Below are 13,461 nucleotides of genomic sequence, written 5' to 3' on the forward strand. Positions count from 1 at the left end.
ATGAATCCACATAAACCATCGATATAATGGCATTTTATGCGCTTACCGCAAATATAAGCGAGAACTTCTCATAAATCGCCTTGCAAGAATTGTAATATGTGTATCCAATTATGCAGAACTCAAAATGGAGCGATCGCATGTATTCCAGACGGTATATTCTCGGCGGCTTGGGCGCAGGCATGGCAACAGCAGTATGGCCCAGCGGCATGCTGGTCCAGGCTCAGGAAAATTCGATCACGATCACCAGCCTTGGCGGCAAATGGGAGCAATCGATACGCGAGCACTTCATTCCGCTGTTCAAGCAGCGCACGGGCGCTGATGTAAAAGTTGTGCTCGGCTCCCCAACGCAATGGTCGTCTCAGATCGAAGCGCTGCCCGGCAAGCCCCCTCTCGATGCGGTCGACAACAGCGAGACACTGGCAATCTCTTTGATCGACAAGGGACTTGTTTCAAAACTGACCGTCGACAAGGTCCCCAATCTGGCGAACACACCTGATCTGTTCCGCAAACCGTTTGATGATTACGGCGCATCGTATCAATATTCGACGTCGGGCCTTTTCTTCAACGCAGATAAAATCAAGAATCAGCCCAAATCCTGGGCGGAGTTCTTTGAGCGCGCCGGCAAAGGTGAATTCGGCCGCTCGATCACGCTGCCGGACATCAGCTATCCGTGGGGACCGCATCTGATGTGGCACTACGCGGTGGCACTCGGTGGCAGTATCACCAATCTCGATCCGGCTTTCGAGGCTATGCGGAAGATCAAGCCCTACATTGTAAAGTTCTGGGGAACGGCTCTCGAAGTCGAGCGTATGGTGATGTCGAAGGAAGTCGATATCGGCGTTCTCTGGGATGGCCGCGTTACGGCCATGATGAGCGGCGGAGCGAAATTCCTTCAGTTCACACGACTGGATCCTCACTCGCTGATCACGTTGTCTCCAGCCCAGGTTGTTAAGGGTGGAAACGAGCGCCTCGCATATCAGTGGGTCAACACCCTCCTCGATCCCGAGCCGCAGTTGAAATACTTCAAGCTGATCAACTTCACTCCGACCAACAGCAGGGTGGAGATTCCTGCCGAACTGCGCGGCAACATCATGCCGCTGGAGAAGGGCATCACGCCTCCCTATAGGGATCTCATTCGAGCCATACCGGGGATCGTCGATCGCTGGAACCGTGAAATCCGCACCTAAGACACAAGCGCAGTTACGATGAACGGAACCAGGCAAGCATTTGGCCGGTCGACAGCGGTTCTTTTACTGGGACCGGTGTTCGCCATCATCTTCGTGGGCTACATGCTGCCTGGTCTCGCGCTTTTTGCGATGAGTCTGGAAGTCCCGTTTCGCTGGCCGACATCCCTCGACTCTCTCAGCTTCCGACACTACGGCCGGCTATTCACCGACGCCTATTACGCCCGGATCCTTGGCTACACCTTGGCAATGGGCTTGATCGTTTCGACGATCACAGCCATCGCTGCATTTCCGATTGCCTATTATCTGGCGCGCACCCGCAGCAGACTGACCAGCTTTTACGCCGTCCTCACCTTCACGCCGCTTGCCGTCGGCATGAACATGCTTACGCTCGGCTGGATGGTGATCCTCGGACGCACAGGCTTCATCAATTCACTGTTGACCGGGACCGGCTTGATTACCGACCCGCTTCAACTTCTCTATGGCTGGAGCTCGGTCATCGTCGGGATGGTGCATGTCACCTTCACCTTCATGGTCTTGCCGATCGAAGCGGTGATCCGACAGATCGATCCGTCCCTGGAAAAGGCGGCGCGCACCCTTGGTGCCGGCCCTATCAGGACGTTCATCGCGGTAATCCTGCCTCTGAGCATGCAGGGCGTGGCCGCCGGCTTTCTCATTGTATTTCTGCAGGTCTGCGGCGCCTTCGTATTGCCGCTGCTGCTCGGCGGTCAGGGCCTGTCTATGATTCCGATCTCGATCTGGGAGCAGATTACAGTCTCATCCGACAAGCCGTTCGCGGCTGTGCTTTCGGTCGCGCTGATATTGATTTCGATCATTATCATGATCCTCCAGTTGAGGATCATGCGCGGCAAGGATCTCGTCTGATGCAACGCATGCCCCTTCCGATCCGCATATATGCCGCAGCAGTCGCGGTTCTGCTCGTCTTCCCTCTGGTGATCGTGGCCGCAGTCTCTTTCGATCCCGGGAGCTACATTGCATTTCCCCCATCCGGCTTCAGCGTCCGCTGGTACGTCGAGATGTGGGCGAACGAGACGATTGTTCTTGCGCTCAAGAACAGCCTGATCGTCGGAATTGCGTCGTCCGTCCTGGGAACAGTGATCGCCATCCCCGCCGCCCTTGCGATCGCGCGAGGCGGCGCGGTGTCTCAACAGTTCATCTACCCGCTTCTGCTATCGCCGTTCGCTATTCCATGGTTAGTTTACGGATTGGCCTTGTTGTTCTTCTGGAGCTTAACCGGCCAGCGACTGTCGCTTTGGACGATCATGCTCGGCCATACGGTCATCGCCATTCCTTATGTCCTGCGTATCACGCTGGCGATCTTGCGCGATATGCCTCCGAACTACGTGCGCGCGGCGCGCGTGGCGGGCGCCAATCCCTGGCAGGCGTTTCGTTACGTTACGCTTCCCTATATCCGCTCGGGCATCGTCGCGGGCGCGTCTTTCGCGTTCATTGTATCGTTCACCAACATTCCTGTATCGCTTTTTCTGACGACTGCGGACAATATCACACTGCCGGTCGCAATCTTTAACTACATGATCAACAATTTCGAGCCGATGGTAGCAGCGGTTTCCGTTGTGCAGGTCTTGATGATCATCGTGGTCCTTCTAATGACGAGAAAACTGGGAGCTCTGGATCGTGGCTGAACCTTCGCGCTATGACCTCCACCTAAACCGCGTCAGCAAAAGCTTCGGATCGACGCTCGTCGTCAGCGACGTCTCTTTTGCGCTGAACAAGGGCGAGTTCCTCGCGCTGCTCGGCCCCAGCGGCTGCGGAAAAACGACAACGTTGTCCATGATCGCGGGGTTTGAGCGCCCCGATTCCGGAATGATCTCCATTCGCGATCAGCGCGTAGAATCATTGCCCCCAGAGCGCCGCGACATCGGGATGGTGTTCCAGAACTACGCCCTCTTCCCGCACATGTCCGTGGCGGAAAACATCGCATTCGGCCTGAAAATGCGGCGAACCGCCAAGGCCGATATCGAGCCGCGCGTGCGCAGGGTCGCAACACTGGTGAAGGTTGACCATCTGCTTGATCGACAGCCCAAGGAACTGAGCGGCGGTCAACAGCAGCGTGTCGCCCTGGCGCGCGCTCTCATCGTCGAGCCCGCAATTTTGCTGCTGGATGAACCGTTCGGTGCCCTTGACAGGCAACTGCGGGAAGACTTGCAGATCGAGGTTCGCGCGCTGCTGCGCAGGCTCGACATCACAACTGTTTTCGTCACCCACGACCAAGACGAAGCGCTCTCGATGTCGGATCGAGTCGCCGTCATGAACGGAGGCCGGATCGAGCAGATTGCTTCACCCCGCTCTCTCTATGACACCCCAGCGACCAAAAATGTCGCCGCCTTCATCGGCAAGGGAACTTTCATTTCGGGAAGGATTATCAAAGACGCGTCATCATCAATGGTCAGAACCAGTATTGGCGATTTCAGCTTACCACACAGAGTTGGGCAATCTTTGCCAGAGGGAGAGATTGACTATTTCCTCCGTCCTGAGGCAATCCAACCGACCACTTCGAGTGAAAATCTATCGAACCGCGTTACCGGTACCGTTGCTGCGACCACATTTCTTGGCGACCGCCAGCAAATCCTCGTCGACGTACAAGATCGCGTCCGATTCCTGGTAAGGTTTGAGCAAGTTCAGGTACCGGCGATCGGTGATCAGATTACACTGGGCTGGAAAGAGGATAGTTCCGCATTGTTCCGCGAAGGCCAGCGCCTTTAGAAAGCAAAACCGACCGTAAGATCGCCCGAATTGAAGAAATTCCGTAATCGATCATTCCGCGAACTGCACGTCACGAGCCATTGAAGTCCATATTCCCTTGGCTGAGACCATCACTGACACCTTACGGCACAGTGGTTTTATTCGCCTGAAAAGCGACTTCGCGAGCCATCCCTGCGTTCTGTTGCCCTTCACCTCCTCCACATTAGTGGGTAAGCAACCGGACTACCCTCCCTTTGCGATGCCGCAACAGGCGCTGTTCGCCTGTTAATTCCGAGAATCAGATTCTGAGCTTGTGATCGATCGGCGTGAAGCCTTTCTACGGACAAGCCCGGAACCGCTCGCCATCCAAGCAAACTGTACGCTCCCGAAATAACGCGCCTCGAAGGGCACCTCGGCTTCAACACCCGCCATGATCGCGATATCCAATTCGCCAGATCCGAGCTTCATAATTGAGCAAAATCTCAACTTGTAAGATCAGCTTCGGATACTGCTCACGAACAGCTGCCACCATCTTTGGCAGCCAGGTGATGGCCACGATCTCGGCGACTCGGCCTGGATGGTCTTTTAAAGGACCACTATTTCCGACGTGACAGGTGCATTTTCCCGAGGTGCCCTCAAGTTTGCCCCTCAATTGCCCCGCGAGCTTAAGGCTGCCTTAAGCTCCTTCGCCTGTGCGTGGCCCCCTCAATTGCCTGACAATACTGGTTTCTTGCTCGGCTACACACCCCAGCCGAAACCGCCAGATGCGGGTAGCAGCAGCATGTCCCCTGTTCGCAGCGCATCCGGGACAACCGGCGCGTGTTGCTAAACAATCAAGCGACTGATAGATTAATGGCAAGAGTCTTTTGAAGCTGACCGTGACCGTTTTGGCCTTGGTTCTTGCCCGAAAGTCAATCACGATGCGGACAACGCCGAGCGTGTGCCCGAGAACGTTCAAAAGATCCGGCCACGCGCGCGCAGCGCGACTGGCAGCGGTCCCGAACAGTCATCGTCTGGGATTTCAGATTTTCAACATGCGAAACGTCAGCAGCCGCGGTTACGGCGCGCCGGACGCCAAGGAGTAAGAACCAGCAAGTTCCAACTCGGAGCAAAAACGACTCCGAAGGAATACAAACGAGGGGGTAACAATGGCTGTACATGCGACCAGTATCCGCACAGTTCCTTCCGCTGAAGAGCCAATCGCCGTCGCGAAGCTGTTCTCCAAGATCAGTTGGCGGATCCTGCCCTTCCTGATTGTTTGTTACATGATCGCGTTCCTGGATCGCATCAACATCGGATATGCCCAGCTTCAAATGAAGCAGACGCTGACTTTCAGCGACGCAACCTACGGCTTCGGTGCAGGCATCTTCTTCGTCGGCTACTTTCTGTTTGAAGTTCCCAGCAACCTACTGCTTGAACGTATTGGTGTCCGCAAGACCTTGCTGCGCATCATGTTCACGTGGGGCATCGTGGCGTGCGCGATGGCGTTCGTGCAGACACCGCTGCAATTCTACATTGCCCGGTTCCTGCTTGGCGCACTCGAAGCGGGCTTCTTCCCGGGCATCATCCTTTATCTGACGTACTGGTATCCTTCGGCGCGGCGCGGCCAGATCATCGCGATGTTCATGACCGCGACGGCTATCGCGTCCGTCATCGCAGGTCCGCTGTCCGGCGCCACGATGAAGTATTTCAACGACATCGAGGGCTGGCACGGCTGGCAGTGGCTCTTCATTTCCCAAGGCTTGCCGGCATCGATCCTCGGTCTTGCCGCCTACTTCTATCTTCAGGATAAACCCGAAGATGCGAAATGGCTGAGCAGCCAGGAAAAAGCGGCCCTGCGCTTCCAGCTTGATCACGATCACAAGGACGTCGAATCCGCGCACCACGCCGGGTTCTTCCAGATGCTGAAAGACCCGAAGGTCTACGGCCTCGCATTCACCTACTTCTTGTTGCTGGGCGCGACCTACACCATGGTTTTCTGGATTCCCACGCTGATCAAAAGCTGGGGCGTGGCCGACCTCTTGTATGTGGGCTTGCTTGCCACCCTGCCGCAAATCGCGGGTATCATCGGAACGATCCTGATGGGACGTCACTCCGACAAGACAAGAGAGCGGCGATGGCACTACGCCACTTGCGTCGCCGTCGCTGCGATCGGCCTTTTGGCCATCACATTCTCCCACGGCAACTTGCCGGCGTCGATCATAGGTCTGACACTTGCCGGCCTCGGGTTCATTTCAGCGACGCCATTGTTCTTCACCACCATCACTGAGTACCTGTCCAAGGCGAGTGCCGCGGGCGGCATCGCGCTGATCAGCAGCCTCGGTAATCTCGGCCCTGCCGTCGCACCTTCCCTCACGGGCTATATTAGCGCGACGACGGGCAACTCGCTTTACAGCACATATCTTATCGTCGGAGCCTATCTGCTGTCCGGGTTGTTATTGCTGATCATCGTAAAAGCCGCAGGCCCCGACGAGGCCTGAGGCAGGACAGCTATCACGATCGGCGAACGTCTGAAGCAGACGCTCGCTCCCGAGAACTGATGGTTCAAGAAGAAGGCGCCGCATCATGCGGCGCCAGTTTTTTTTGGGAGGCTCTCGAAGCCCGTTGATACGCGCTGGAGTCTTGCTTTACAGCGCGGACCTCAAGCCGTCGTGGCCAAACCACCATCAACCGGAATCACAGCACCGCAGACAAACCCGCTGGCCTTTGAGGCGAGATACAGCGCAATTCCCGCCATGTCCTCCGGCGATCCCATACGCTTCATCGGCGCCCCCTCGATAACCATCTTGGCTTCCTGCTCTTCGATCGCATCCGTCATCTTGGACGGGAAGTAACCCGGCGCGATGGCGTTGACGGCGATGTACTTCGGCGCGAGGAATTTCGCCATGATGCGCGTTAGATGGTTCACGCCCGCCTTTGACGCTGCATAGGAATAGGCTTCCAAACTGGACGTGCGAATGCCCTCGATCGATCCTATGTTAATGACCCGCGCGTAGGAATTCTTGGAACCCGCAACTTCCAGAAGATCGAGCAGCTTCTGCGTGAGGAAGAACACCGACTTAACGTTCAGGTTCATCACCTTGTCCCAGCCGCTCTCGGGAAACTCGGCGAAGGGCGATCCCCAGCTCGCGCCAGCATTGTTGACGAGGATGTCGAGTTTCTTCTCGCGCTTGTGGAGTTCTGCGGAGAACCGCTCAATCTCATCCATCCGCGACAAGTCTGCCGGAATGGCGATGCACTCCCCGAATTTCGACAGCTCTTCTGCCAGCGCCATGCAGGCGTCGGCCTTGCGCGCGGTAATATAGACCTTCGCGCCGTTCTCGACATAGGCGCGGGCAATGATCTCGCCGAGACCGCGGCTGCCGCCGGTGACCAGCGCAACCTTACCGCGGACACTGAACAATTCCTCGATCTTCATGCGTCGCTCCTCAAATTGGAATTACCTTGACGAAATCATCCTCAACCAATCGCTCCGACGGCCCGCATCTGCGCGATGACCGCCGCATCGAAGCCCGCTTCCCTCAGAATCTCGTCGCTGTGCTGCCCCACCGAAGGCGGCATCCGCGGTTGCACCTTGTCGGCTCCACGCAAAGCGATAGGCGAATTGATCGTCTTTGTTTCGCTGTCGGCGAAGGGAATGAGGATATCGTTATCGTGAAGCTGTTGATCGGTTGGAATATCTTCCGGCGTCGCCACGACGTCAAAGACGATCCCAGCCTTGGTGAGCCGCTTGCGCAAATCGGCACGGTCCTGCTTCTCAAACTCCTTGTCGAGCAACGCAATCAGCTCCTTCGAGCGCGCCAATCGGTCAGCCTTTTTGGCAAAGCGCGGGTCTTCGATCAGATCCTCACGATCAAGGCATTTCACGAATTCCGGCCACTGCTTCTCCTCGTTGAGGATGGTCAGGATCACCCACTTTCCGTCGCGGCACTTGTAGTAGTTCGTCAGCGCATTGAAAGCGACTTCACGCGGCGGACGATCGGTGAAGGTCGCGCCACATAGCGCCGCCTGTCCGTTGTAACCGTTGGCCCAAAGCCCGTTCGCCAACAGTGACGACAACACCTCCGTGCCCTTGCCGGTGATCTGGCGTTGATAGAGCGCCATCACGATGCCGGAGAATAGCGTGAAGCCCGCCGAGTAGTCGCCCATGCCGTTGGCGGGACGCACCGGCACCGATTGCGACGACGCACGCACGGTATCCATCAGGCCGGATCGCGCCCACCAAGCCGTGACGTCGAATCCCGGCTTGGTTGCCTCCGCGCCGTTTTCGCCATAGCCGGAGAATGACGCGTAGATCAGCCGGTCGTTCAACGCTGAAAGCGTCTCGTAACCGATGCCGAGCTTCTTGCGCACTGCGGCTGGGTAATTGGTGATAAACACATCCGCCTTTGACGCCAGCCGCAGGATCGCTTCCCTGCCCTCGGGCTTACCCATGTCCACCGCGAGGCTACGTTTGTTTCGCGAGCCCATCATCCAGGCGTAGTTCTGGTCGCTTTTTGGATGACCGGGCAGCTTGGTCAGATGCCGGTAGGGATCGCCCGCTCCCGGCGGCTCGATCTTGATCACGTCGGCTCCGAAGTCCGAGAGCACCGTGGCCGCAGCGGGCGCTGCGATGAAGCTGCCGCAGTCGATCACCTTTAAGCCTTCAAACAGAAGTCCCATTTTCATTCCTCCCTTAGAACGCGCCTTGATCCTTTCGGACGGCACGATTGCAGCCTTTGTTACTGCTTATCCTTGAGCCTTCACCGCCTTCAGCGCACGGATAATGGCCAGTTGCTTCGCATCGCGCTCGCCCTCGAGTTTCTCAGGCGGCTGGGCGGCAAATGACGCTTCGGCCTGCGCGATAATCCTGTCCTGCGCGACTTCGTCCAGATTGACCGGCGCCATGTTCTTCCAAGCCTCGTTGAGGCCGGGCCCAAACTGCTTGAAGAACGACTTGAAGCCACCAGCGCCGCCACCGAGATGGAACGAGCGGAACGGCCCGTCCGCCGCCCAGCGCAGGCCGATCGAACTCGTCACGATGTCGTCGAGTTCATCGACCTTCACGACCCCCTGAATAACCAGGTAGCAACACTCCCGAAAGATCGCCCGTTGCAGCCTGTTCGCGACGAAGCCCGGCATTTCCTTGCGCACGACGCGCGGCACCTTTCCGAGCGCCGCGTAGAATGCAACGGCGTCGTCAACGGCCTCCGGACTCGTCTTCTCGCCGGGCACAACCTCGACCAGAGGAATCAAATGCGGCGGGTTGAACGGGTGCCCCACCAGCAACCGCTCGGGCCGCGACATCTTCAACGCCTGCTCCGTCGCGGTCTTGGCGGAGCTTGACGACGCCAGCAGCGTGTTTCCGCCGACCACCTTGTCGATGCGCGCCCACAAATCCTGCTTGAATTCGATCCGCTCCGGTCCATTTTCCTGAACGAGGTCGGCGCCGGCCACCGAGCGTTCGAGATCGCTCTCGAAGCTCAACTTCCGTTCCAGATTGTCCGTCGGCAATCCGAGTTCTTTCAAGGTCGAAAGGTTATTGCGGATGTAATCGCGAACGATGGTCTCGACATCCGGGCGCGGATCGTTGACGACAACGGAAAGGCCATGCGCCAGAAAGAGTGCCGTCCACGATGCGCCGATCACGCCAGCGCCAATCACAGTGACTTTTGAATACCTGTTCAGGATGTCTTGCTGAGCTGTGGCCATCGCATTCGCCTACTTTTTCTTCTTGGGATCGGCAGCAGGTGCGCTGTCGTTGAGATAGTCGTAGATGACCGTGGCCGGCGACAGCGTAAGATCGGTCAGGATGTGCGTAGCCGAAATGATCTCACGCACGGGGAGGTCCGCAAGCGGCGCCAGCACATGTTCAAACAGCTGCAATCGGGCGGGCCCGCGCCACGCGCCCCTCACGGAGATGTTGGTGATCTCGGTGCGGACCAGTTCGCAGATGCGCGGACGCCTTTCGTAGCTCGGAAGAATTTTCAACATGAACGTCGGCACGCAGATTTCCTGTCGCGCCTTTTCCAGATCCATCGGCTTGTGCTTGTAGCCCATCGTCGCGCGGGCGACGCTCAGTGTGCCGTAATCCAGCGTTCCCACCAACGTATCGGAATCGACAAACAGCTTCGCCGAACCCAGCTTTTTCGGAAACGCGCTGAGTTCGCGGCCCGCGGCAATCGCAGGCAGGTTGTCGAGATACATTCCGATAATGTATTCGCCGACTTCATCGCCGTGACGCACGACCGCGGCCTGTCCGCATTCAACATACGAGCCGTAGCCTGTGGTATCAGGCATGTTCATCACTTCGAAGCGCACCAGGGGCTCGTCGACTTCGAGCGGCTCGGGCACCTGTTTCTGAAGGGCTTCCCGATCCGTCCGGTAGGTGATGTTGAGATATTCCCGAGAGGTGAAGCGATGTGGCCCCGGGACGAAAGCCGGAGCTCCTGTCGGTGTTGTGTATTGCTTGAGTACGTCCTCTTTTTTCATCTTGACGCTCACCCTTGAGTTAGACGTTTCAGCGTTCGGTATTGGCGACGGCCTCGCAACCTCCCCGCTGCGCTCCACACCCGCCACCAGTACGAACCATTGAGCCTGTCACTGCAAGCCGGATCATGGCTAAGTCGTGAGGCTGCCGCGGAGACGACGTGCAATGCGCCAATTCTTCCGCGTTGCAGCAGATGCCGCCCGCAACGTCAGACATGAGAACTCAGAACTTTTTTGCTTCAATGGCCGTGCGCGCCTCGGCAAAGCTTTCGCGCATGCGACCGAGAATGATTTTGGGCGCTTCGCTGCTCGACTTCTGAACCAGTTCAGCAATGTCCCTGGTGTTTTTGACGGTTGCTTCAAAAATGCGCTTGGTCAGTTCCGCCTGCTTGGTTGCAACTTCCTGCGGAGAACCGCCCGGCTTGAAGTCAGCGATCAACAGCCGCGCCTCGCGCGCAACCTCCAACAGGATTTCCTGCTGTTTTGCGAAGACGGCGCGCCCACCGTCCGACAGCACCGCCACAGACTTCTGCATGGCTTCGATATTCTTGCGGTGGATGTCGAGAAACGCCTCGTAATCAATCTTCGGCAGATTGATCTGCTTCGCCATGTCGGCGAGCATATCCATGACTGTCTTGTCGGCCATTTTCCCTCCCGGTTGTACTGTTGTGCCTGGAGCTTTTTTGCCTACTCCATGTCGTTGTCTGACCTCATCATAGCCAGACCGCTTTCGACTAATCAAGCGATCGATCAATTAATCCGGATCGCGGTCTATTTCTTCGGTAGCGGCTTAACCGTCCCCGTATTTTGCGCGCAGCACCTTTTTGTCGATCTTGCCGACGCTGGTCTTGTCCAGAGCATCGACGAACATGATCCGGTCCGGAATCGCGAAGCGCGAAATGGCGCCTTTTTCGGCATAGCTTTTTACATGCTTCTGCACAGCCACATCGTCCACGTTGCCACCCGGATGAGCGACCAGGATGGCTAGCGGACGCTCGCCCCATTTTGCATCCGCGACGCCGATGATCGCCGCCTCGCGCAGGCCCGGCATCTGGAGCAGGATATCCTCAAGTTCGATCGACGAAATCCATTCCCCGCCGGTCTTGATCACGTCCTTGATCCTGTCGGTGATCTGAACGACGCCGTGGGCGGTCATGGTGCCAATGTCGCCGGTGTGCAAATAACCGCCTTCCCAGAGCTTTTCCGAGGATGACGGATTGTTGAGGTATCCCATCGTCAACCAGGGCGCGCGGACTACGATTTCGCCCGGGGTACGGCCGTCGTGAGCGACGTCTTTCATCTCGGCATCCACGATGCGGAAGTCGACCAGCGGCACCGGCGTCCCTGTCTTGGTGCGAAGCTCGGCCTCTGCATCAAGGTCACCCGTGAGCTCATGCTCCTTGAGCTGCGCGATCGTCAGGATAGGGCCGGACTCCGACATGCCATAGCCGGCAAAGATGTCGATGCCGCGCTGCATCGCGGCCTTGGCCAGCGCTCTGGTTAGCGCCGCGCCCCCGATCACCATTTTCAGCTTGGAGAGATCGACGTCCTTGCTGTTGGGAGCCGACAGCAACATTTGCAGGATCGTTGGAACGCAATGACTGAAAGTAACGCCCTCAGTCTTGATCAGGTTCAGAAGCAGCTCGGGTTGGTATCGGCCGGGATAGACCTGCTTCACACCGGCTGCAGTCGCAGCGTAAGGCAAACCCCAGCCGTGGACGTGAAACATCGGCGTGATCGGCATGTATACATCTTCGCGGTGGAAGCGCCCTTGCCGCGCAGGCGAGCCGAACCCGACCAGATCGATCAGCGTGTGCAGCACGAGCTGGCGATGGCTGAAATAAACGCCTTTCGGCGCGCCTGTGGTCCCGGTCGTGTAAAACAGCGTCGCGCGGGTGTTCTCGTCAAAATCCTCGAACGTGAAATCGGGAGCGCTCTTGCCCAGCATCTCTTCATAATGACCAACAGTTTTGATCGAGCTGCTCGGAAAGACACCGTCGTCCGACATCAAGATGATGCCTTCGACGGATTCAAGCTGACCGTGCAACTGCTCGATCAGCGGAAGAAACTCAACGTTCACCAGCAGCAGTTTCGGACGCGCGTGATTGAGGGTGAACAGAACCTGTTCGGGCGACAGACGGATATTGACGGTTTGAAGCGTGGCCCCCAGCATCGGGATTGCAAAATAGGATTCCAGATAGCGATGGCTATCCCAATCCAGCACGCCCACGACATCGCCGCGGCGAACGCCTTTCGAAGTCAAACCGCTCGCAAGACGTCCAATTCGCTCGCGCAGATCGCGATATGTGTAGCGGCTGATGTCGCGGTATACGATCTCCTGATCGGCCGACTGTGTCATCGGCGTGTGAAGAAGGTGTTTGATCAGGAGCGGATATCTGTAGGCCGACGGTGTGTGCTCGATCAGGAAATCAGACATTGATTTCTCCTTAAGGGCTGGATGACGTCAGCGACCCTTTCACCTCAAATCCAAAGGAACGCGTTACAAGACGTGGTCGCTTGATCGATGAATTCGCTGAAGTCGGTGCCTTTCACGACGACGCACCCGATGAACAACCGGCGTCTTCCCGGAGGCGCAGCAGTTTGCACCACAGGTTTCCGAAATCCGGAAAAAGCTGGGTCGTTCACGGCGCTCCTCGTGCCGGCGGAATTGTTTCCGTCCGTTTTGTTTGCTCGGCTTGTCTCCTTTTGCCCCGCACCGGAAAAATCCAGCGGAAGACGGCCGAGCATTTCTTATTCTATCGTTCGCTTGATTGAATAGTAAGTCAAGCCGAATGTATAAGCGGGGCCGTGATGAGCTGCCGCCGGCAAGCATCGATGCACCGCAATGATGGGCGGGTCGAATGAAACGGCCCGAGCGAGCACTGCCAGTGCGCTGATAAAGACCGGCGTGTCTGATCGACGCACTGCGGGCCAAGGCGCACCGGCTTGAAATGCAGCCTCACGAGCCGCGGCGACGCGGCGGCCTGTGACGTCGGTTAGCGGACTCTCGCGTCTATCGGTCGCTTGATCGATTCTCGACAATGCCTCCCCAAAAGTGTAGATGGTCTGCACTCCGCGAAATGGT

11 protein-coding genes are annotated in these 13,461 nt (G+C 57.4%); 5 read left to right on the forward strand and 6 right to left on the reverse strand.

From position 1 onward, the window contains the following. The first annotated feature begins 137 nt into the window (after nt 1-137). From AC1RKJ_RS08305 to AC1RKJ_RS08325, 5 genes are all read left to right on the forward strand, one after another. Entirely contained in the window at nt 138-1,187 is a 1,050-nt protein-coding gene (locus tag AC1RKJ_RS08305; protein WP_492790595.1) for an extracellular solute-binding protein, read from the forward strand. Between the two features lie 75 nt (nt 1,188-1,262). Beyond that, the gene (locus tag AC1RKJ_RS08310) at nt 1,263-2,069 is read left to right on the forward strand and encodes an ABC transporter permease (protein WP_492790596.1); all 807 of its coding nucleotides are present in this window, start codon (nt 1,263-1,265) and stop codon (nt 2,067-2,069) included. Then, the gene (locus tag AC1RKJ_RS08315) at nt 2,069-2,848 is read left to right on the forward strand and encodes an ABC transporter permease (RefSeq protein WP_492790597.1); all 780 of its coding nucleotides are present in this window, start codon (nt 2,069-2,071) and stop codon (nt 2,846-2,848) included. Before AC1RKJ_RS08310 ends, AC1RKJ_RS08315 begins: the two co-directional genes overlap by 1 nt. Beyond that, entirely contained in the window at nt 2,841-3,929 is a 1,089-nt protein-coding gene (locus AC1RKJ_RS08320; protein WP_492790598.1) for an ABC transporter ATP-binding protein, read from the forward strand. Before AC1RKJ_RS08315 ends, AC1RKJ_RS08320 begins: the two co-directional genes overlap by 8 nt. Nucleotides 3,930-5,056: 1,127 nt before the next feature. Continuing rightward, on the forward strand, nt 5,057-6,388 hold the full coding sequence (locus AC1RKJ_RS08325; RefSeq protein WP_492790599.1) for an MFS transporter: 1,332 nt from the start codon (nt 5,057-5,059) through the stop codon (nt 6,386-6,388). Between the two features lie 161 nt (nt 6,389-6,549). Here AC1RKJ_RS08325 and AC1RKJ_RS08330 read toward each other — a convergent pair whose 3' ends face one another. From AC1RKJ_RS08330 to AC1RKJ_RS08355, 6 genes are all read right to left on the reverse strand, one after another. Further along, complete coding sequence (locus AC1RKJ_RS08330) at nt 6,550-7,326, reverse strand: SDR family oxidoreductase (protein WP_492790600.1); 777 nt, start codon at nt 7,324-7,326, stop codon at nt 6,550-6,552. 41 nt (nt 7,327-7,367) lie between these two features. Then, nucleotides 7,368-8,570, reverse strand: a complete 1,203-nt coding sequence (locus AC1RKJ_RS08335) for a CaiB/BaiF CoA transferase family protein (protein WP_492790601.1) — start codon at nt 8,568-8,570, stop codon at nt 7,368-7,370. A gap of 66 nt (nt 8,571-8,636) precedes the next feature. Beyond that, nucleotides 8,637-9,599: a 3-hydroxyacyl-CoA dehydrogenase NAD-binding domain-containing protein gene (locus tag AC1RKJ_RS08340; RefSeq protein ID WP_492790602.1), complete on the reverse strand. Its 963-nt coding sequence runs from the start codon at nt 9,597-9,599 to the stop codon at nt 8,637-8,639. Nucleotides 9,600-9,608: 9 nt separating this feature from the next. Continuing rightward, nucleotides 9,609-10,379 (reverse strand): acetoacetate decarboxylase, encoded by a 771-nt coding sequence (locus tag AC1RKJ_RS08345; RefSeq protein WP_492790603.1) that lies wholly within the window; start codon nt 10,377-10,379, stop codon nt 9,609-9,611. Between the two features lie 220 nt (nt 10,380-10,599). Further along, complete coding sequence (locus AC1RKJ_RS08350; RefSeq protein WP_492790604.1) at nt 10,600-10,986, reverse strand: phasin family protein; 387 nt, start codon at nt 10,984-10,986, stop codon at nt 10,600-10,602. Between the two features lie 180 nt (nt 10,987-11,166). Then, nucleotides 11,167-12,813, reverse strand: coding sequence for a fatty acid--CoA ligase (locus AC1RKJ_RS08355; RefSeq protein ID WP_492790605.1), 1,647 nt, complete (start codon nt 12,811-12,813; stop codon nt 11,167-11,169). Nucleotides 12,814-13,461 lie beyond the last annotated feature (648 nt).

This window comes from Afipia sp. GW822-FHT04G07 (genome assembly GCF_058800765.1).